Below are 21229 nucleotides of genomic sequence, written 5' to 3'. Positions count from 1 at the left end.
ACAAGATTTAAAACTCTTCTTAACTCCTAATAAAGGTTTAGAAGAAACGGCGTTTTTAAAGAAGAACAAGATAAAGGAGCAATATATGAATGAACTACCAATATTACTTTACCCTAATCAGGCTCAAAAACTATTAGGAATAGGTACTACAAAATTTTATGAACTTGTAAAACTTCCTGATTTTCCTAAACCAAGAAATCTCTTTGGCGGCAAGCGTTCTGTGTATTTGCGAAATGAAATTGAAGAATGGGCAACTAATCTTGCAAAAACAGAGGTAAAACAAGGAAATGGAGGGCGTTATGGAAGAACACCTAAAGATGATACTCAACCTATTGCAACGCAGAATTGTTAGTACTAGCAAACAATACGGGGCGAGCCAAGAATATATTCAACGCCAATTGAAAGAAGCTCACCACCAAGTTGAAATCTTAGGACAAAAGTTACATAGGAGTAACAAACATGGATTTTAATCAAATTATTCAAAACTTCCAAGCAGCAATGCCATTACATGGAGTTACACCCCCTCAGCATATTATTGGCGATGGCAAGTTGTACCGTTTTCATGTCCAAGGCGATAAGAGAGGATCTAAAAATGGCTATTATCTGCTTTTCATGAACCATATATCCTGTGGCATATTTGGCACTTGGAAAATAGGTATTACTCATAAATGGTGTTCTAAAAAGCGCGAATACATGAGTAATTGGGAATACAAAGAATACAAGCGACAAATCGAAGAGGCAAAACTACAACATGCAGCAGTCCGAGCCAGAGAACAAGCCGAAGCAGCAAGGCTAGCAGAACATATTTTTTATAGTTGTTCTTTTGCTGATCCTAAACACCTTTATTTGGTACGAAAATGTATTAAGCCATTTTATGCACGCCAACGAGGAAATAATCTTGTCCTCCCTGTAATAAACTTTAACGGCGAATTCTCAAGTTTACAGTATATTGCACCAAATGGGGGTAAGTGGTTTTTGTCTAATGGCGTTATTTCAGGGCATTTTATACCTATCCAGCATCAGTTAGTCGCTAGCAGAAAAATATTGATTTGCGAGGGCTTCTCAACAGCAGGTGCACTTGCCCAAAAATACCCAGACGCATGCGTAATTGCTGCCTGTAATGCTGGTAATTTAAAATCAGTTGCAGTTAGCATTCGTCAACATTTACCAGAATCAGAGTTAGTAATAGGTGCCGATATTGATCCAATTGGCTTGCTTAAAGCGAGAGAAGCAGCAAGAGCAGTTAATGCAACAATCATAAAACCAAAATTTCCATCAGGTGTTAGCAAAAAATTAAACGACTTCAATGACTTGTTTTGCTTGGTTGGTTCAGGGGAGCCACAAGTATGAACACCCCCGATTTAGATACATTCAAAAATTCTATTGAAATAGAGGATCTTCAAGTAAGGGCTGTTAGTCTGAGTGAACTTTTAAGCATGGAGTTACCCCCACGTGAAAATTTATTAAATCCTTGGTTACCGAGATCAGGATTATGCATGGTATACGCCAAGCGCGGTGTCGGTAAAACTTTTTTTGCCCTTGAAATAGCAATGGCTCTAGCATACGGAACAAGTTTCCTGTCGTTCACTGCCACTAAGTCAGTTAAAGTCCTCTATATTGATGGAGAGATGCCCGCAAATACGATGCAAAAACGCTTAGCTGAAATAGAAAAGCGAATGTCTGCTAATGAGCAAATGATTGAACCATTTTTTATTACACCGGATTTGCAGGGTGATTTCATGCCGGATTTAAGTACCTTGGATGGGCAAGAATCAATCCGTACAAAGACTGATGAGGCTGATTTAATTATTGTGGATAATATTTCAACCTTAGGCGGGTCTGCCAAAGAGAATGAGGCTGAAAGCTGGATTCCTTTGCAACAATGGGCATTATCTCTAAGAAAACAAGGTAAAAGTGTATTGTTTATCCACCATGCTGGCAAAAATGGTAATCAAAGGGGAACCAGCAAGCGTGAGGACGTTTTGGATACCGTTATAGCCCTAAGGCATCCATCAGATTACGAACCATCTGATGGGGCTTGTTTTGAACTTCATTTTGAAAAAGCACGAGGTATGGTCGGTGATTGTGTCAACCCTATCAGATGCTGGCTTACGAATGAAGGTTGGAAATATGAGTCACTTGATCAAAATAATTATCAACGGGTGATTGCGCTTGCAAATGAAGGGCTTTCACAAAAAGATATTGTAATAGAGCTAGACCTTTCAAAAAGCCAAGTAAGTAAATTACTCAAAAAAGCCAGAGAACTTGGGGCAGTAAAAAAAGATGGGTAACTTTCAATACTTGGCTCAAAAAGTGTTATCTAAATATAGTCATGACACTAAAGTTAGCCATGACACTAAAGTTTCCTGTTTCACACCCTTAGGAAAGGAAACTGGAAACTTTCAGAGGAAATCAGGAAACAACGCTGGAAACTTTAAATACACATATCATGAAGAAGAGCTGTGTACATCTGGTTTTAACGAGGAAACATTAAAAGAAACTAACAGGAAACCAGAATCAAGTAATCAGGAAACTTTTGTAGTAAAAATCAATGATAAAAGTTTCCTGATAAAGAATGGTACAGTAGGGATGCTGAATGGTTTTTTTTCTAATGCTGCTGGATTGAATATAGATTTATTACCTGATGACAAACGTTGGCTTAAAGCGGTTTGTTACGGGATCAATAATCCAACACTTACCAGTTTATTAAGTGAATATATTGATCGCTGGCGTAAGGCAATTGAGCGAGAGCTGGTAACATATAAAAAACAAAACGTAGGAAGGCGAGCAGCAAATATTTGGTTAAGGGAAACTCTGACAAATCACATATCATGAGGTGGGGCTATGACGATTAAAAAACATCGAGGCAATCTGGTTAAAACAGGAAAGTCACTCCAAATAGGGGCTCAGGAGTCTATAGTTTTACGGGACGAAAAGGCCATCACTGCTGTTTTAGGTAATTATGCGACAAAAGGCACGGACTTTACAGGTATGGGTGCTGATGAAAAAAAGCAACGAGAGGATAAATTATATCAAGCAACAAAGATCCTGACAGATGCTCTAGGCGCAAAAGGGTTGGTTGAGCATCTTCTATCGACCCAATTACTTGATATCCATGAGTTACAGCAAAGATTAATAGTGTATGCAAATCGTTCTATGCACTACCCAGAGGAGAATCAATATTATATTAATGCAGTTACCAAGCTCTCAAATGCTTTCGTTTCTCAAATAACGCTGCTACAAAAACTGCAAGGCCAGAGCCAGCAAAAGGTTACTGTAGAGCACTTACATGTCCATCAAGGGGCACAGGCTATCGTTGGCCAAGTAAATGCAAATAATACGGGGGTAGCTAATGAAAAATAAAATTAACCCCATACAAGCGGCTGATGGAACTGCCTATCCGTTTTTACAGTCACCCCGTTGCCAAGCTAAAACTAGGCGGGGAACAGCATGTCAAGCACCAGCAGTGACTCATAAGAAGGTCTGCAGAATGCATGGCGGAGCAAAAGGTAGCGGTGCTCCTATTGGTTCTCGGAATGCATTGAAACAAGGTTTTAATACTAAAGAAACTAAACAACTTAAAAAAACTGTGAAGTTGATGTTTAAAGAATTATCTTAATCATCAGCATAGATTGTGGAAGAGCTGCCATCCGAGTTAAATATCGTGGCGCCCCCATTCCCATCAGAATTAAATATAGTTCCATCAGCCATAGCTAAATTGCTTGTTATTCAACATATAATTAGTATTAAATTCTTCATTCGTAGTCTCCTATAATTGTGAATATTGGTGTTGCAGGTTTTAATCAATTACATTGATTTTCTTAGCTTCATAAACTCTACAACTTTGGCCATTTTTTCTAATTCGCCTTTAAATTCTATTTGATTGACTGCTAGTTCTATTATTGGTGATTCATGCTTTTTATTTTGTTTCATGCTACTCAATTCATCAGCTCTCACACTTATTTCGGTCCATGAACCAGGATATAGATCTTTGGTAATATAGTATTTTTTTGTTTCAATTTCGGAGTTTTTATCTGTCAGGAAAGAAAAGGATATTGTGATTTCCTTTGCCACATAATTATTTGGGTTTCCGATTAAAAACTTACCAACATATGAATTACTTTTCTTTGGCTCTTCTTTACAAAAAATAGTCATAAATCCGGCATTTGTTTTAATAAATGAATATTGTTTTTTTATATTTTCAATCTGAACTATTTGTTCTATAAATTCCTTGGCAAAAGAAGAACCTATCTTTTGTAATGAATCGTTCATCCGATCCAATTTATGGGATAAGGAGGCATTTCTAAGCTCTAACAAAGCAACGTCCACTTTTAAAGTAGATATGGTATTTATGTATTGATAAAAACAAAAAAATAGACCACTTGATATAAGTACTCCAATGAGCACTTTTTTTAATATTTTCATTTTTTTACTCTCCTCGTAGGTCGTATGCCTGTCGTTTTTAATCGTTTTCATTGCTTGGCTTTAGTGCCTATTTTTTTAAGTTGGCGAAGTTGTTCTCTCATAATTTCCATTTGTAATTGGCGCATAGCCTCTTCTTGTCTTTGCATGTTTATTGATTGTTGTGCTTGCTGCGCCGCTGTAATGTTATTGCCAAACCTACTTCCTGAATCTAATCCTTTTGAAAAGGCATCCATCCCTGACTCTGGCATAGGTATATTCAGATAAGCATATAAGTTTATTGTAATAAAATTGAAAATAATAAATGTAATGATTTTAGCCACATTGATTCTCTAATTAATAGCAAACGTTGTTATGACAATGAATGCCTGAGCGTGGATTACTTGATCTATGTCGTTGAACAAAAGTGCCGTTTTTTTTGAAATACGGCCTGACACTATGAGTCCTACCATAGCTAGATCCATATTTGGGTGTCCGAGGCAAATGATAGTTATATCGCTTGGCATGTGATGGTGTGAGATGAATAAGACAAAATAACGCACCCAATAATAATACTTTTAATTTCATTGATTACCTCAATAACAGGATAAGAAATTAAATAGTGGCCTCCAATTATTATTGTTTTTGTCGAACTCTTTTGTGAGGTCGTGGAATAGAACTATTTATATAAAATGGTTTTTCTTTGATCATTTGTGATGAATGGTAAGGAATCCTTACTATATTGTCAAGGCAAAAACTAAGAATCTCTTATCTATATTTCTATTAAAATAATCGAGCTAAGAGAGATGGTTGATTCACCTCTACCCAAAAGATTAAAAGAAGCCAGAAAAATCGCAAAGATATCTCAAAGAAAATTAGGAGTGGCTTCAGGGATGGATGAATTTTCAGCTGGTCCTCGCATGAATCAATATGAGACAGGGAAACATACTCCTGATTTCCTTACATTGAAGCGTATTGCTGATGTGCTTCTTGTACCCACTGGATATTTTTATACTGAAGATGATCGTTTAGCCGAAATAATAAGAATGTTTGGCCAACTTGATGAGGAGCAACAATCAAAGATTTATAAAATTATTGCTTGGACACGATCAAATAAAGAAATTAATAGATAGCTGGGGTGTTCAGCCTTGCCCACTACAATTATATAAATGCTTCTGTTTCCCTTGAAACATTTTTTTGTTTCGTAATAATCGCAGTGCCTTGAGGGGACTGTAACGTTTTGAAATCCACTATGGAATGGTAATTCCTGTATTTATTAACCAACACTGATATTCCAGAGTCATATTTATAAGATATGACCATGTCATAAGCTGATTTAACAATTTCCTTATTAAATTGTCTTACTTGAGATGGTGTTAACTCTATGTAAGACAAGCCTCTTCCCAAACTTGCTCGAATTATCAAAGCGTACTCAGGCGTCAATGGCAGATATATTGGATCGGGTTTTCGATACGCTAATGTCTCAAGTGCTACATGAGTCTCTGAAAGAAAAGCCGGCAAAATACAAGGCGTATCAGACGTGATAAATTTAGTACTGGATTTATTCACTAATATCTCCCAATTTCGGTGATATATTAAATTTCCAAACTCCCCCAAAAATCCAGCACTTCTTGCTTTAAAATAATCTTCATCATCAACCCGAGCTTTAATTTTACCATCTAAAATAGCTTTTTTTGCCGTTAGATCTAAATCGACATGATTAGATTCAGCTAACATCTTTAATAAATAGTCATTTAAAATACGCTCCTGCTGTTCTTGTCCTAAACCTACCATAGTAGGAGACAAGCATCGCAGATATGCTATATATAAACTAATCCGAGACAACAATGTTAAGCCATCTTCTTTGGGGGTAGAATTGTTAGTTGCAATAATTTTTTTGGACTTAACGGATTCTATAAAAAGGTTCCACGCTGGTTCTAGATTGGAAAGCACCTGACGCACAGCAAATATATTTTCCAGACCATGACAAATATCACCACCTTTTGCAGTACATATAGAGTTTATCGGCATGTTCTTTTCAAGTTTTTCTTTTTTTCTATAGACAAAAACATGTTTTGGAATGCTGATAAATTCCTTTAAATATGTACGTGAAACATAGTGATCATCTCTATTTAATGACTTATCCACCATAAGGAATGTTACCTGAGCGATGCAAAAAACATATTGTCCTATTAAAAAATGAGCATATCAAGACACTGATGATAGCAGTAAGGCTGAATTTTATATAAGCGCTTTGTAGATAACCTTCACGTATCAGATTGATTTTTCATCAATTTTCAAGCTAATTAGGCCATAATTGACAAAATATTGACCATGGTGTATACTAAAGAAGGTTGAAGGAAGAATTATATGCTGTAGGACTGTACTATAAATAATTCAAATGGAAATAAAAAAAATCCAACTTACTACGGGTCATTTTTTCAAATGATACCCGGTACTTCTGTTCTATTCATTTTGACAGTTTTCTTAAGTTCTTCTTTAAACAACTTCAATAAACCATTTTTGATAAGGAGAGAACTTATGAAAACTTAATCTTCCTTTAATAAGGTTAGATTGTATAATTATAACGCAAAATGATTATAACTATCTTTCCTATATTAGTCAAATAAAACACGCGAAGAATTGATGAGGAAAATTCAATCACTTCGTTGTAATTAAGCACGTCCAATTTATATAGGATAAATAAATGAATAATATTTTAATTGATGCAATTCAAAACAAAAAAACAATTTCTTTTTCTTATCATGGTAAGAAAAGAGTTGTACAACCTCACCACTTAGGAGTTTTTGGTATTCATGATCAAATACATGCATATCAAGTTAACTCTGAGTTTACGACACCCGGCTGGAAAAATTTTATTGTATCTTCCATGCAGGATATTTGTATTAATCAACTCAATTTATTTGTGCCTCAAAGTACATATAACCCGAGTAATTCGAAATACTCAAGAATATATGCATCTGTATTAGACATAAATAACTCCGATCGTTATGATCCAGATGATCCCAACGACTCTGGTTTTCAAATATAAGAGTTAATTTATCAATAGAATGATATCTAAATATTCGCAAAGTAATGTAAGCCAGGGATCTTGATTATTAATTAGCAAGATCCCTATTAATAACTATTTATAATTCGTATCTTTTCGTAATCATTCAAATCAGCTATCATACCCAACGTTGGGTAAGATATTGGGTAAGTTCCGAGTTCTTATTATTCTAAGCCAATAAAATCAAAGGGTTACAACGAGGTTCGAGTCCGACCCTCGTACCATTGAGCAATTTAGTTACAATGCTTGATGGTTTACAACGGCACATATCCTGCTCGTCTTTATCAAAATTTTTCATCTACTACCAAACACAATAACCTGCAATTTTTATAATATTTCGAACAATATATACTTTTTGTAACTCCCCCACGTCATCCCGAGCGCTGCGAGGGATCTCCTTGCATTGGCACACTCTCTAACATAGCGAGCTATATAAATCGTCCCACTCAGGATTTAATGAATTAATCAGATTCTGCTTCTTTTTTCGAGACCAGCCTTTGATTTGCTTTTCTCGCTCTATAGCCATGACGATACCTGAACACACTTCAAAATAAACCAATCGATCCACATTGTATTTTTGGGTAAATCCAGCCACCAGTTTGTTCTTATGCTCATAAACACGGCGTATCAAATCACTGGTGACGCCCGTATACAAAACATTATTATGTTTATTGGCCAGAAGGTAAACGTATGATTCCGTACGCATATACTATTCCTTATTAAGTTGGACTGTATTGTTATTTCAGATTCCTGATAACACAGGGATACTACCAGAGAAAATAGTCTGAATGGAACTGATAATGCTCAGTCCTTGTTTGCGGATTGCGCTGATGAATCCGCATATACGAGCAAATTGTTCAGCGCCTTGATCGGTTCGAAAACCACCAGATATTTTTTGTTTGCATTTCATCATTCGCAAATCACGCTCAGTATCATTATTGGTAAATGGAACTGACGGATCATGGAAAACCCGTAAAACGTCCTGTTTGTAATGAAATAACCGCAATAAAAGATTGTGTCCTGTGCGTTGAGGTTGTCGATCTTGCTTGCCTTTACATGGCAATGGCGGCAGTGCTTCATGATACACCAGCCCATCTCGAATAATATTGTTGTAAATATTGGTCAACCACTTGATGCGGGCAACAGGTATTACATGATGTTCATGAAAGTGACGACAGCGAAGAGCAACACGTAATAATCGAGTCATAGCTTGTGCCCATGGTTCTTTGTCATGCTCGATTATTGCTTTTAATTCAGGCAGTTGATGCTGATTGCATAAGGAATACTCAACACCTTCCAGATTGTAATAGCTTTTCCAGTGATCATGGATGACCGTGCCTGAAAGTCCATCCAGTAATGATTTTCGTTTTGGAGATACGTGATAATAAGTTGCCGTTTTAGTTGATGCCACATGCAGCTTGCTGCTGTGCGACTTTTTCCAGTTCAGCACTCTTTGCCAAAAGCGTTGATATGATTTGTTCGTAATCCTTCATGCCGCTATTTGATCATAACCAGATAATTTTCCAAGTGTTTTTTACACTATTTTAGTATGTGCCAATGCAAGGAGATCCCTCGCTATGCTCGGGATGACGTGGGGAGTTACTAAAATTCTAATCGAATATTTTACGACATATTGTTTGATAGAGGGATTATAAGATTAGGTAGGGTGAGTCAGCCTACCTAATCTTAATTCTGGGAAATTTTGTGACTGTCTTTAAAGTTCAGGATAATTTTTGTGTAAACTTCAATCACATTCATCTGCCAGTTTTTCAACTACCTCTCTACAAAAAAATAGTCAACCCTGATGCAGGATTACATGCCAGGAGATAGCGCTTCACTACTCTCGCTGCTTATACCTGCCATATGCAATCCTGTTGAGATGCTTCGAGTTAACATAGCCACAGCGGTTAAGGGTAATAAAAACAGGTCAATTATCAGCTGCCCCAGACTGACTATGATAGTCTTGGAAAGATTTAGAAAAAATGAACCGCTAACATCATCTCCGCACAGATCACTAATAGCACCAACCGTAGCAGATAAAGCAGAAAAGCCTATGACCATAGCAGGGTAAACAATTAGCGTAGCAGGCACCAATACACACAAACCTATCATGGCCATGGGAATAAACGTATGGCGTGCGCAATAAACAAATTCTTCTCTTGATTCATAAGGTTCAAAAAACATTTGACCTACTGTTCGGCGCTGACGAGGCAAAAGCAGATCACCCATTAAACGATTTTCTGTGGCTTTGTGTGAACCGGTTAAAAAACCTGTTGTGAACAATCTACTCATAACTCCCCTCTAACTTCTGGTTTTAATAGTTACCTAGAATACATCAATCACAAAAATAACTCAATGTGAGTTTTTATTGGATAACAAATCCCCTGACCATGTAAAACAAAAACGTCACTGAAAAAAACAAGAAAGGCCAATGAATTAAGTAAAAGTTCTTTTGCGTTGCGCTAAAATCTGATTTTCAGCTTAAAGAATGTCTAAAATGTTCTTCAATAATGACAATTTGTTTCTTTTCTTAATAATTCAATAAGATATTTATGCTATTTTTAAACATAGAGAGAACCTAAAAATGAGAGTATCACGATGCCTATGCCTTTCTTTGACGACAGTCAGTCAGAAACATACACTCAGGTTTTAATTAACCGCTTCGTGGCCCTTTCCAAAGCAATTAAAGAGGGAATAATAACCCCTGAGGAATTGCAAACAATCAGTGCCCTATCCACAGCATCCTTAGCAAGTAAAGGTGAATTAATCGCAATCGGTACTTTTGATGCCAGCAACTCACCTGATCTGGAATTAAAAAAATTATACGATTTACTCAAAACAGCACCTGAATTATCCATTCAAGAAGCAACCCCCTTGGTTAATGCCCTCAAACGCTTTGACACGGAACACGGTGAGTACCTTTCTTTAAAACCACTTGCGGTGCAAAACGATCAAACTCTGGCATTAAGTCTTAATGACATGGCCGCTTTATACCCGTTGATTATTCAACACATGAGTTTTACCCGGGAACAGGGAGAAATGGGTGACCAGTACCGTATTCAATTTGATGAGCTCGCTGCCCGAACTAATTGGCTCAACTGGCAAAGCACTCGCCCTGCTCACATCCGTTTTGATCCGTCAAAAAGCGAGCAACCCGGTATTTTTGAAAAATTTCTTGCCGATCAAATAAAAAAAGATGAATGGCTTACCGACCTCGATATTCGCCGGGAGTTGAGCCAACTCGGATTAGAGCAACATGTGCATGTAGTTCCTTTCAAAGCGGATGATATTGGGCTTGCATTGCATTTTGCAAGACAAAAGCATGAGCTTGATGATCCCAAACAACCCTACTCTATCCCACTAATCGTTAATCTTGGAGAAGACGGTCACAGCCGCATAGACTCACGGGGCATGCACTGGACTCGAGTCATGGTAAACGTCGATCCACGTCAAGATCCTGTAACGATTTCAGCAGATTATCAAGACGAATTATTTTTACACGAAAGCAGCAAAAAGCAGATTACCAGCGTCCTCAAAAGTGCACTCAATTACCGAGAGCAACTGGGCGGATATTCTGGAGGTGACGAGTTTAAAGTGTATCAGGCATTTCCTGAGTGCGACAATCCTACTATTACTGTTAATGGCTCTGGTGAACAAAGGGATGGGTTTACCTGCGGCTACAGAGCATTAAAAGGAATAGTCCATGATCTTATCGCACAAGGAGAGATCGCAACAGAAGACAATGAAGAATACCAGGCGCTCTTGAATTGCCACGATGCCAAGAGCCTGCGTGACGTTATCCAACGCTCCTTACTGGGTAATCAACACATCTCGGAAGAAACGAAAAAAGCACTTCACCACAACGTTCCTCAAAGCGTTTTTCAGGAAACTCAAAACGGAGAATTTGTGATTAATCCCGCACTGGTTGCAGGACAAATTCTCTCCTATTCAGAACCGGAACGTAAAAAGAACCGAAAAAAAGGAACGCTCAGTAGCGAAAGATTGGAGCAATTACAAAAAATTGTCGACGACAATAAAAAAATTGACTCATTACTTAAGCTTGATGTGATAAGCCAAATAGCAACTGCGAAAGATGATCCTCTTGAAATTAACTTAAAGGAACTCATTGAAAAAGCCGGAGAACACGAAAAAGACACTCAGCTGATATTGCGGGTCGTGTTTGATCAAATACGGGCTAATGAAGAATTAATAAATCTTAAGCTTTCTGGAACAAAACCGCTAAATTCTGAACTTTTGCATCAAAAAATTGATACAGTACCATTGAAGGTTCAACTGAGTTCTGATGAAGATACTCTTGGTGACTACTTAAACATCATCAACGCCCGTAACAAGCTGATGGACAGTCTTAACATTCCTGGTTCAGATGACAGCGATCCGTGGGATACTTTATTCGAGCACCTGCTGTTTACTCCCTCTGATTTCCCATCAGGTGCACGTTTGGAGTGGAATAACCATTACCTCAAGCAAAGTGCTGATGCCACAGTTGCACTGGGTGCGACCGGATTTACCAAGCTGTTACAGTACGCAGCAGCAAACCAAAATCGTTTTGCAGAAGCCAATCATCCCTTTACAGAATTTGATACCGCCCATACTAATCCTGCTCATGAGCTCCAGAAAACTTCTGGCCTAGGGTTTCTTACAGCATTAAAAGAACACCTGCAATCTGACGAGCCTTTTATCCCTTTTAAGCGGTTTAATTTGAGTATTGCTGATTTAGCCAAAGTCGATCAGACTCAGTTAATCCAGGAGCTGACTGCTGTCCTCAAATCCATGCAAGCGCCAGGACTGGAAAAACTGGAACTGAACACTGACTCATTGGAACATTTTCCCGAACAAACCGTAGATGCCTTAATTGCTTTGGTGAAAGACAATAACTATTCCACCGTTATTTCGTTTACCGGCCCCAAAGCAAGCATCAGTCCTTCATTACAAGAAAAACTGTATGAACTGGAACATGCGGCTTTATCTAACAAACGTAAAGGACTCACTACCCCGAAAAACCCTGATGCCACTGCTGCGATATCTCAAAAGCAAGAACCTGTGGTGTTGGGTAAAATTGGTAAAGCCATTTTCAAAACAGAAGGACTGCAAGGATTAAGCACCGAAGTGCAAATTCAAGAGCAGCAACAGCAACAGGTTCAGCAACAAATACAAACAGCGCTGGATAACGAAGAGCTTCCCGATGAAGATGAGTTGAATGAAGAAGCATTTACTCCTTACACCGGGGAAGAGGAATTGCTTACTCGAGACACCATAATAAAACTGGCATTCTTTATTGCTCAGCGTCACCCCCATTTACAACCCGAAAAGTGTTGGGATTTAATTACCGGCCTGCATGCCAATCAATTCAAATACGGCATAAAAAAAATGACAGTATCTGCCGCTAAAATGCTGATAGATAATTTAGAAGACGTGCAGTACGGACTGCATCCCGACAATTTACCTAAAGGATTTTCCCTGCAACAAGACCCCAAAGGCGATCTGGTTCTTGCTTATACTTCGTTAAACCCCGCAATTAATCTTAATGAATCACCCCTTACTGTTCGTTTTAGTACGCCTATGGCACCCAAAGAATGGTCAGGTAATGCATTGCAGTTCATGACACGAGAACAGGCGCAAAGTATATACCGCAGTGTTATAGAACCAATGAAAAAACCAATACCTACTTTAGATGAATGCATTAATGAATTTTTCTTTTTAAAAACAGGTCGTTTAACTGCAGCCGGTAAGGAAAAAATACTCGATGATGCCCAACGTAGTGCTGTTTTTAACGGCTTTATTGCTGCGATGGCCACAAAAGAAGAAGCACTTACCATTAAAAAACAACTTGATTCTCTTTTTGGCGCAGAGTGTCCACCAGCGACTTATCAGGCATTAAGTGAAGTGCTTTATGAACAGGGCGTTTCAGGGCTAACCAATCTGTTAGAGGATTTAAATCACATAAAAACCCAGAAAGGTGACGCCTTTTTTGCAAGTTTTAAAAAATGCTTTATAGACCCATCCCGCAATCTTAACGAATTAACAACCGAAAACTCACGCAACGCCATGAAGAAATTATTAACTTTTTCTTCAGCCCAAAGCGCATGGTGGCAGTCACTAACCGAACAGCATACCACCAGTTTACAATACCATCCGGCAACTGACGAAGATGGATTTACTGTGTTGCAAACGCCAGGAAAACGCTGGACAAATTTGGCAGAACTGACCGAAGGATTTATCTATTTTTGCGGTCAACTCAATGAAATCAATAGCAGCATAGGGCTTACCGAATACTGCCCCTTGTCTGGTGTGGCTGACATGCGTGTGGGTTTGGATCGCCTGATATCGACCATACTGCCCAATGCATTGGACGTAGAAGAACAATTTTATCAAGGCTTACAAGGATTGTCTCTTGACGGACTAGGACCTTTTTATGCCTCCCGCTATGAAGGATTTAAAATCGTTACTCCTGCCATGCAGCTAAACCTTGATGACAGTTACAGTGAAGACAAAAATCCTGCAAACAGAGCACAGGTAAACAAACGATTTGCTGCCGGAGATTTGTGTTTTCAAAGTGACAAAAACAGCATTGCACCTAATTTTACTGATCCAGTCATAGATGCGGACGAAAAAGTTACCTCTCTCTTTTTACGATACATAGCAACCTTTAATCACAGAGCGCCCTTAAAAAGATATATTGACGCACAAAGCAAACTGTCCAATGTAGGAAATAACGATTCAGATACAGTTCAAAGCGATGCATTAATTACCTTACTAGCAGTTTATGGGACAGGAAAACGAGGCAAACACTTTACAGACGAGAACATCGATCATCTTTTAAATTGGAAAAACGCTTACGAACCCGACTCAGAAGAATACAACAATATTTCAAAAATACTTCACGCCTGGATTGGATTACAATTCTACTCTATCCATCCTACATTAACCGAGATTATCGGTATTTCAGAATTAGCGCTGCAAACAAATGATCCCGGTCAATTCATGAAATCAGTACAGTTTATAATAAACGTCTATTGTGGAGTGAATAACCAGGAAGGCATTAAAGCCACTCATCACTTCATCGAAGCGTTAATGACCCTGAGCCAAAACAAAAATGCCTCGAACCCTAATATTTTTCTGGCTTGTGCTGAACAGGTTCAAGAGCTGAATACCTCGGGCAGTATCCAAAGAGAATTCGCTTTATCCTGTAATCTAAGTGCCGCAACAATAAAATTACTTGCGGTTTGCAGTTCAGAAGAATTGAATGAAGAAAATGCTCAACAAGTTGTAGAGACATTACATTCTGAAATTGAACGCTGCCTGAAAGCACACGGAACACAAACGACCCTGAATTTACTTGAGTTGCTGGGTAATATTGATTTAAAAAACTCAGCAAATTTGCCTTCTCTAAAAGAACTGACAGCCATAATCAAAGACATTGCTGAACAGGCCCCTTCCCCTAATTACAGTTCCTTAGAGGAACTGGTAAAAGGTAAATTACCGGAACAGTGCGTCATTCAAATGGCAAAGGTAACCGCTGCGCCAGCCGAATCTTCTGACAACTTACACACCATCATTACCAAGAATATGGGTACAATAAGAACGGAGTTAGCTCAATACAAAAGCCATCTTGGCAAGGGCTTTTATGACAGTCTTGCAACGCCCGAAGGCGCACATATTTTATTAAAAAAACTCAATACCCTAGGCGATGTAAGCGGATTTTTGGGGAGCATGGTTCAGGGTAAAATTAAAGACGTCATGTTAAAGGTGTATGACAGTGTCCTATTTGACGGCCCTGCTCGTGTTGGTCTTAAAGATGAAGCAAGTAAAAAACGCTTCGCCAAGATTCTTAATGAAAAAATGAATCATGCCATAAAAAATGATATGAGTTTCACCGTTTTTTGTAACTCCTTTGGCAAGGAGCTACAAGCCATGAACGAATTACTGAATACCTTACGAGACATTAATAAAAACTGGCCAGCACAGTGTTCTGCTGTTCTTGATGCTCTTGATACTGCTGATAAAAACTCACAACTTAGCGCCATGCCCTTGCCTTTAGTTGCCGATATTGTGGGGGCACTAGCAACTAATTTTAACAAAACCGAACCATTTCCATCTGATTTACTGCACCAATTCCTCACGCCCAAAGAAGTTAAAGAACACACATTTGCGGCATTAAAACTCATAGCAACAGAGGTATTGGATCCAGAGCAAACAGCCCATTTAACCAGCTCTGAAAAAAAACTGCTGTGTGAATTAGCCCTGCGTTATTGTGAAACTGCCGATGATCCCCGCACTGTGGCAGCATTTATTAATAACGTGCTTGAGTTCAAAACAATGGATAGCGATTTATTTTTTGGTCGCTTGAAAATGCTGTCGGCCAGTGACCGCATAGACACAAAATCACTAAACAGAGTAACGGAAGCCTTTAACATGCTGAGTGAAATGGGTGACGTCACATTGAACGCTCAGATAATCGCCTTTTTTAAAGATCAAAGTAAGGAAAAAGATTTTCTCCTGGTTACAGAAGCAGCCGGGCAAGTCGAAACAGCCAAACGGGCGCAGGTCTTAACCGTCGTATTAAACGCAGCAGAGCAAAATGACACAGCGTATCGTTGCGATTTAATGTGTGAAACCATAGATGCACTAAGCCATCTTGATGCAACACTCCTGCAGCGCCTTTGTTCTTTATACCGCTCCCCCAAACACCCTGATTTAACGGAATTACATGGGCTCCTTACGAATCAGGAACACCCATTTAACGCTCAAACCCTTGAGACTTTAGAAGCAGACTATGACAGAAATTATTGGTTAAAAACTAAAAACAGGGATAGAGATTTTACTACCGGCAAACTGGGACAATATCTCGATAATCTTCAGGATCTAAACTACGAGCGCCCCTTGTTACTCTCCCAACGTCAGGAGCTGCAAGGCTGGTTTTTATACATCAATGCCATAGGAAACAGCAGAAATCTGCCAACAGCACCATGGACTGCAGATGGCGGTGCCTGTAAGCCCGTTAAAGACATGTCTCATGAAGAAATCCAGGGGTTGCTGCAACACTACCGCAACCTCTTACACGATACTCAACTATCTCCAGAAGACGGCCTAAAAGCACGGTTGGAAACTATTGCTCTTTTGCGTGAGGCAATGTACCGAGGTACAGGAATATTCCCAAGACCCACACAGGTTCTTTACCTGTTAACCGCCATGCAAACCGGTCAGGATTTTATTGCTCAGATTCAAACCGGACAGGGTAAATCCATAATTGCAGGTCTGGCTGCGGCCATGGCAAACATGGAAGGCAAAACCGTAGACATGTGCACCAGTAGTCTTTTTCTGGCACAGGAAGGATTAAATGAAAACAAAGGATTTTTTGAATATCTGGGAATGAAAAGCAAGCTGATTACCGCACAGTCCGGCAAAGACGACTATGAAGAGCAAGCGATTCATTATTCCAGTATGTCTGAATTGGCACTGCATCGCTCCAAGATGCAATTACTGGGCAAACAATTTCCCGAAAACTGCACCTTGATTGCCGATGAAGTCGATTTTTCGACTTTGGATGACAGCACCCGATACCGTTATGCCACATCCCTGGATCCTGTCACTGATCCCAACCAAAGCCCCTACACCTGGATTTACGAATCACTGGTTCAATTTGTCGATACCCAAAACAAACCCATGTCCGATGAAGATTTTTTAAACCAGGCCAAAATGTGGTTGAGAATTGCAGCCAAAACCAAAGAAGAAAAAAATCAGCTGCGCCAGTTAGAAGAATCACCAGAAGTCTACGCCAAACGATTGGGAACCTGGTTGGTTGCTGCCGGAAAAACCAGTCAACTGGCTGAAATGGAACAAGTCCGTTTCAGAGTAGTCACTTTAGATCATAAAAAATACGGCACTGTTTCCAAAGCCTGTATTTTAACTGGCGGTCGCCCTAACATTCAGGCGGAATTTAGTGACGCCATTCAACAATTTCTGCACGTCCGTCTGCGTCAAAAATACCGCAGTCAGATAGATAAAGGAGAAATGCCTGATTTTCTGGTAGAGCCTGAAAAAACTTACATTACCACGCTTAACAGCAAAATTTTGGCAAACAGTTACCAACAGCGTCAGGGCATGACTGGTACCGCAGGCTCAAGGACTGAAATTGAAGAGCAATATGCAAAATACGGTTTTCGATTTATAGACATCCCACCCTTCGCAGCATCCAATCGACGTGATTTGAAACCGATTCTGACCAACCCCAAATTGATAACCAATCCAGATGCAGAACGTCGTGATCACATCAACCGTATTGTCAAAGAAACACTTCATTACATCAGCAGTCAAGAAGGAAAAGCAGGCCCAGTCTTGATTCACTGTGTTGATAAAGATCAGGGCGAACTCATTCGTGCTGCCTTAATTCAAGAACTACGTAAAAATCCTAGAAAATACGCCAATAAATTTAATGGAGAAGAGGGAATACAAAGTTTTTACAGCAGCGAAAAATCAACTTCTGAGGCACGTAATCAGGAAGAAAATGACGTAAAAACCAAAGCAGCCGAAAACGGCATGATAACCCTGTCTACAGTTTTTGGCCGAGGAACGGACATAAAACCTACTCATGCCAATGGCTTATACACCATAGATACCTTCGTAGACACCGCACCTTATTCTGCAGAAGACCTGGAGCGTTCAAAGCGCCAGAAAATTGGTCGCTCAGGACGAGCAGGTCAAACAGGTTTTACTCGCTTAATAGTCCGCCGTGGTGAGTTTTCAGACGTATACAGCGAGCAAAAAATGCGGGCTATGCCTGAAACAAATGAAGGTCTTGACGAGGCTATTGCCGATCTGAACAAAATACGTAATGAAAAACGAGAGCAAGAACGGCTGATTCGTGAAACCTTTGATGATGTGAAAGAAATAGTCTACCAGGAATTTTTTAAATTCATCCAAACAGTGAACTCAACTCCTGATGACGTACCCAAAAAATCAATTCGCGACAACCTGACCAGAGAGTGGAATCTGGTATTAAGCCGCATTGACGACCGTTGGGAAGAAATACAACACGATCCTGAATACGCCAATGATTTGGAAAAACAGTTAGATGCCATTGCACACTACGCCTGCGAACAATGGAACCACCTGTCTGCAGAAGACGGTCCCCTGCATCAGAACATCAAGGCTTGGGCTGACTACAATAAACTGGCATCAATCAACCCGCCCTCAACACAACCGCTTGCCTCTGCAGGGATGGTCGAAAAAATAAAAGCCAGAACACCCCATCTTCACCATTATTACGTGAAACAAAAACAACAGCATACTCGTGTTAACCCTAATGTCTCTGAAGACACCGTTTACAGCAATTTTATGGCCAAGTCCAAATTCCCGGAAATTCAAAGCCAGACACAAAGGGCAAGACAGGAAGCAACCAATGCATACATCCTGCAAAAATCGCAATGGTTAACCTCTCCAACACACCGAGATGGAGTTGGTGCTAAATTTAATATCATTCCAGGCACGTCTACTCAGGAAAATGTGCAACACATGATGGAAGCAATGCTCTTTTTAAGATACAAAGCCTATCGTGATGGCAATCCTGTAGCCTATGCACGATTAAGTAATGAATGCAGACACTTCCAGCGACACATCATCTGGGGACAAGATGACGACAAAATACAGGCTATTGCCCGTGCGCAAAAGAACCATTTTAACCATTTAACTCATCACCGAGGCAATCATGAGCCACAAAAAGCCCAGTATTTGAGTGTGCTTATGGCAGAAAACCGCCAGCTCCTGCCCACCCAGACAACCCAATGGAAACAAGAGGGATTTACTACATGGTGGCAAGGAACAGAAGGACAACCCGGGATAAAAGCTGGTGCTGAACAGTGGTTGTCTGCGTACAAAGACCATTGGTGGGCACGCAGCTTTGTGAGTGCTGATCGTAAAGAGGTAGCAACATACTTCCTTAATCAACTTAATCAGTGCAAATCACCACAAGAGGTACTTGATGCCATTGCAACTGCAAAAAGAACTTTGCTGAGAAAAGACTCTGAATTATCTCGTTCTCTAAAGAGCGGTATAGAGGGGCGTCTTTATAACTTCCTGAACGAACTCGAAATTAAAGTTCAGGCAGCAATGACACCGAAAGAGCTTGACGATTATTCTAAAAATAATTTGGTTCATATCAAAAATGTTTTAGACCAGACGGCTACTCTGGGCATTCAGCATGCGGGAATAGCGGAACTAATTAAATCATTTGACTCCTTCTCAACGGAAGAGCAATTTAGAAAACTATCCGTATTTTTTGATAATATTGCACGGATGCACACACCTGATGGAGTAAAAGACTCTGACTGGAGCGTATTCAAGACTCATTGCGCCCAAACACATACGCAAATGGTGCGCTATTTTAATCAGTGCGAAACAAACAGTGCCTTGTGTGCAAAACAGTCCATACATGTGTATCAGGCTGCGTCACAAGCGGCTGCAACACATTTTAAAAAGGTGATGAACCAGACTGATAGCCACCAACTTAATCCTGCGGTTTCAGAACACATCAATTATCGCAATAGAGAAATTGCTATTACACGCAGCTCCGAGCTGTTAGATAACAAAAAAATAACGAAGACGCCATTATTTCGTAACCTCAACCAGGATAACAGTTACACCGAGTTATTGTACTCTTTGGAACGCTCAATAATTGAACGATCCCCCGATAATACTCAAGTGCAGTTTATATCCATAAATCTGGATAGCAATAGTACGAGCCGTTTTGCAGATAAGGGGTTTAGCTTGTCGGTCAGCATGCGGGTTAATGGTGTTCCTGCGCAAGTGGATTTTGACATCAACAGCATCACCGGAGCAATGTATGCTGATGATAACACTCTGCAACACCTTGATAAACCGCTCCTTAAAGAACCTGTTTTAGACCCATCCCGCATCGATGAAAGAATAAAGCAATTAGAAGACAGATTAGCACAGCTTGAAACTGAGGCTGAAAAACTAGCTAAAGAAACAGATAAAGCACGGTTAACAGAACAAACAAATGACATTAAACAACAACTCAAAGAGTTAAAACAATCCAGGGAACCAAAAACTGAGAAGACCCAAGATTATCAAGCTAAAGGCCAAAAACCTTAAGCCACATGCAATTTTAGCGGTTTATTGATAAAATGACTTTATTTTAATCAAATTAAAACAAGGAATAGATTATGCCACAAGCAAAAAACGACGATTTACTCATTAAAAAACATCAATGGGAATCATTAATCAGGCAGACCAATTCAGTTCTTAAAGACCTGCACGATCTCAGGCTGCAAATAAGAGAAGAACTAAACTCTTTGACTGAACTGAAAAAAAAATACCCTGAAAGTGAGCGAATTCCTGAGCGGGTGCACCAAAATAATCAATCCCTGGAACGCATCGCAGTGATGATTCAAGAGACACAAGAGCAATTAAAAAGCTATCACCAACAACAAGACGCAATAGATGCAGCATTAGACTCAAGTAGAAAACCCCAATCGGGAAGACATTCTTTTTAAAAACTCCTGGTTATGAACAGCCCCAAAGAGTAATTGAATCATCAAACAAATCAACCTTCTTTATACGCCCCCAGGGTAAACGCATCTAAATTATGAACATAAATCTCCACCCTTTTGTCTACGTCCTGCGCTTTATGCGCAGGATCCATGCGATCTTAGTGCAGGCAAAGATCTGGATTCTGCGCATAAAGCGCAGAACGTAGGCGTCTTGGTCTTAGATAATACG

16 protein-coding genes are annotated in these 21229 nt (G+C 39.5%); 10 read left to right on the top strand and 6 right to left on the bottom strand.

Annotated elements, in window-relative coordinates; all coding sequences use genetic code 11:
• Positions 1-85 precede the first annotated feature (85 nt).
• The 6 genes from Lwor_RS12620 to Lwor_RS12595 all read left to right on the top strand — a co-directional run bounded on the left by Lwor_RS12620 (position 86) and on the right by Lwor_RS12595 (position 3619).
• The gene (locus Lwor_RS12620; RefSeq protein WP_058494233.1) at positions 86-352 is read left to right on the top strand and encodes a helix-turn-helix transcriptional regulator; all 267 of its coding nucleotides are present in this window, start codon (positions 86-88) and stop codon (positions 350-352) included.
• 107 nt (positions 353-459) lie between these two features.
• The gene (locus Lwor_RS12615; protein ID WP_058494232.1) at positions 460-1350 is read left to right on the top strand and encodes a toprim domain-containing protein; all 891 of its coding nucleotides are present in this window, start codon (positions 460-462) and stop codon (positions 1348-1350) included.
• Entirely contained in the window at positions 1347-2291 is a 945-nt protein-coding gene (locus Lwor_RS12610) for an AAA family ATPase (protein WP_058494231.1), read from the top strand. Before Lwor_RS12615 ends, Lwor_RS12610 begins: the two co-directional genes overlap by 4 nt.
• Positions 2284-2835, top strand: coding sequence for a hypothetical protein (locus tag Lwor_RS12605; RefSeq protein WP_058494230.1), 552 nt, complete (start codon positions 2284-2286; stop codon positions 2833-2835). Before Lwor_RS12610 ends, Lwor_RS12605 begins: the two co-directional genes overlap by 8 nt.
• Before the next feature lie 9 nt (positions 2836-2844).
• The gene (locus Lwor_RS12600; protein WP_058494229.1) at positions 2845-3363 is read left to right on the top strand and encodes a hypothetical protein; all 519 of its coding nucleotides are present in this window, start codon (positions 2845-2847) and stop codon (positions 3361-3363) included.
• Positions 3353-3619, top strand: a complete 267-nt coding sequence (locus Lwor_RS12595; RefSeq protein WP_058494228.1) for an HGGxSTG domain-containing protein — start codon at positions 3353-3355, stop codon at positions 3617-3619. Before Lwor_RS12600 ends, Lwor_RS12595 begins: the two co-directional genes overlap by 11 nt.
• Positions 3620-3807: 188 nt before the next feature.
• Here the strand turns inward: Lwor_RS12595 and Lwor_RS12590 are convergent, their stop codons facing one another.
• Positions 3808-4425: a hypothetical protein gene (locus Lwor_RS12590; RefSeq protein ID WP_147279872.1), complete on the bottom strand. Its 618-nt coding sequence runs from the start codon at positions 4423-4425 to the stop codon at positions 3808-3810.
• Between the two features lie 47 nt (positions 4426-4472).
• A complete protein-coding gene (locus Lwor_RS12585; RefSeq protein WP_058494226.1) occupies positions 4473-4745 on the bottom strand; it encodes a hypothetical protein in 273 nt (90 codons plus the stop codon).
• A 462-nt stretch (positions 4746-5207) separates the two neighbouring features.
• Here Lwor_RS12585 and Lwor_RS12580 point away from each other — a divergent pair, with 462 nt between their 5' ends.
• The gene (locus Lwor_RS12580) at positions 5208-5534 is read left to right on the top strand and encodes a helix-turn-helix domain-containing protein (protein ID WP_058494225.1); all 327 of its coding nucleotides are present in this window, start codon (positions 5208-5210) and stop codon (positions 5532-5534) included.
• A gap of 28 nt (positions 5535-5562) precedes the next feature.
• Here the strand turns inward: Lwor_RS12580 and Lwor_RS12575 are convergent, their stop codons facing one another.
• Positions 5563-6552, bottom strand: coding sequence for a DUF4238 domain-containing protein (locus tag Lwor_RS12575; RefSeq protein ID WP_058494224.1), 990 nt, complete (start codon positions 6550-6552; stop codon positions 5563-5565).
• Between the two features lie 556 nt (positions 6553-7108).
• On the opposite strand from Lwor_RS12575, the gene Lwor_RS12570 reads away from it, so the two are divergent.
• A complete protein-coding gene (locus Lwor_RS12570; RefSeq protein WP_058494223.1) occupies positions 7109-7453 on the top strand; it encodes a WYL domain-containing protein in 345 nt (114 codons plus the stop codon).
• A gap of 433 nt (positions 7454-7886) precedes the next feature.
• On the opposite strand, the gene Lwor_RS12565 is transcribed toward Lwor_RS12570, so the two are convergent.
• From Lwor_RS12565 to Lwor_RS12555, 3 genes are all read right to left on the bottom strand, one after another.
• Positions 7887-8177 (bottom strand): GIY-YIG nuclease family protein, encoded by a 291-nt coding sequence (locus Lwor_RS12565; RefSeq protein ID WP_058494222.1) that lies wholly within the window; start codon positions 8175-8177, stop codon positions 7887-7889.
• 36 nt (positions 8178-8213) lie between these two features.
• On the bottom strand, positions 8214-8921 hold the full coding sequence (locus tag Lwor_RS12560; RefSeq protein WP_058494221.1) for an IS66 family transposase: 708 nt from the start codon (positions 8919-8921) through the stop codon (positions 8214-8216).
• 362 nt (positions 8922-9283) lie between these two features.
• A complete protein-coding gene (locus Lwor_RS12555; RefSeq protein ID WP_058494220.1) occupies positions 9284-9763 on the bottom strand; it encodes a hypothetical protein in 480 nt (159 codons plus the stop codon).
• A gap of 306 nt (positions 9764-10069) precedes the next feature.
• On the opposite strand from Lwor_RS12555, the gene Lwor_RS12550 reads away from it, so the two are divergent.
• Both Lwor_RS12550 and Lwor_RS12545 read left to right on the top strand, forming a co-directional pair.
• Positions 10070-20602, top strand: a complete 10533-nt coding sequence (locus Lwor_RS12550) for a hypothetical protein (RefSeq protein WP_058494219.1) — start codon at positions 10070-10072, stop codon at positions 20600-20602.
• 71 nt (positions 20603-20673) lie between these two features.
• Complete coding sequence (locus Lwor_RS12545) at positions 20674-21003, top strand: hypothetical protein (protein ID WP_058494218.1); 330 nt, start codon at positions 20674-20676, stop codon at positions 21001-21003.
• The last annotated feature ends 226 nt before the right edge of the window (positions 21004-21229 follow it).

Source organism: Legionella worsleiensis (genome assembly GCF_001467535.1).
Taxonomy (GTDB): Bacteria; Pseudomonadota; Gammaproteobacteria; order Legionellales; family Legionellaceae; genus Legionella; species Legionella worsleiensis.
This window is presented reverse-complemented; position numbering and strand designations above follow the sequence as displayed.

Excerpts from the sequence above, each read along its gene's own strand:
- Lwor_RS12620 (WP_058494233.1), top strand. The coding sequence starts at position 86 with ATGAATGAACTACCAATATTACTTTACCCTAATCAGGCTCAAAAACTA.
- Lwor_RS12615 (WP_058494232.1), top strand. The coding sequence starts at position 460 with ATGGATTTTAATCAAATTATTCAAAACTTCCAAGCAGCAATGCCATTA.
- Lwor_RS12610 (WP_058494231.1), top strand. The coding sequence starts at position 1,347 with ATGAACACCCCCGATTTAGATACATTCAAAAATTCTATTGAAATAGAG.
- Lwor_RS12605 (WP_058494230.1), top strand. The coding sequence starts at position 2,284 with ATGGGTAACTTTCAATACTTGGCTCAAAAAGTGTTATCTAAATATAGT.
- Lwor_RS12600 (WP_058494229.1), top strand. The coding sequence starts at position 2,845 with ATGACGATTAAAAAACATCGAGGCAATCTGGTTAAAACAGGAAAGTCA.
- Lwor_RS12595 (WP_058494228.1), top strand. The coding sequence starts at position 3,353 with ATGAAAAATAAAATTAACCCCATACAAGCGGCTGATGGAACTGCCTAT.
- Lwor_RS12590 (WP_147279872.1), bottom strand. The coding sequence starts at position 4,425 with ATGAAAATATTAAAAAAAGTGCTCATTGGAGTACTTATATCAAGTGGT.
- Lwor_RS12580 (WP_058494225.1), top strand. The coding sequence starts at position 5,208 with ATGGTTGATTCACCTCTACCCAAAAGATTAAAAGAAGCCAGAAAAATC.
- Lwor_RS12575 (WP_058494224.1), bottom strand. The coding sequence starts at position 6,552 with ATGGTGGATAAGTCATTAAATAGAGATGATCACTATGTTTCACGTACA.
- Lwor_RS12570 (WP_058494223.1), top strand. The coding sequence starts at position 7,109 with ATGAATAATATTTTAATTGATGCAATTCAAAACAAAAAAACAATTTCT.
- Lwor_RS12565 (WP_058494222.1), bottom strand. The coding sequence starts at position 8,177 with ATGCGTACGGAATCATACGTTTACCTTCTGGCCAATAAACATAATAAT.
- Lwor_RS12555 (WP_058494220.1), bottom strand. The coding sequence starts at position 9,763 with ATGAGTAGATTGTTCACAACAGGTTTTTTAACCGGTTCACACAAAGCC.
- Lwor_RS12550 (WP_058494219.1), top strand. The coding sequence starts at position 10,070 with ATGCCTATGCCTTTCTTTGACGACAGTCAGTCAGAAACATACACTCAG.
- Lwor_RS12545 (WP_058494218.1), top strand. The coding sequence starts at position 20,674 with ATGCCACAAGCAAAAAACGACGATTTACTCATTAAAAAACATCAATGG.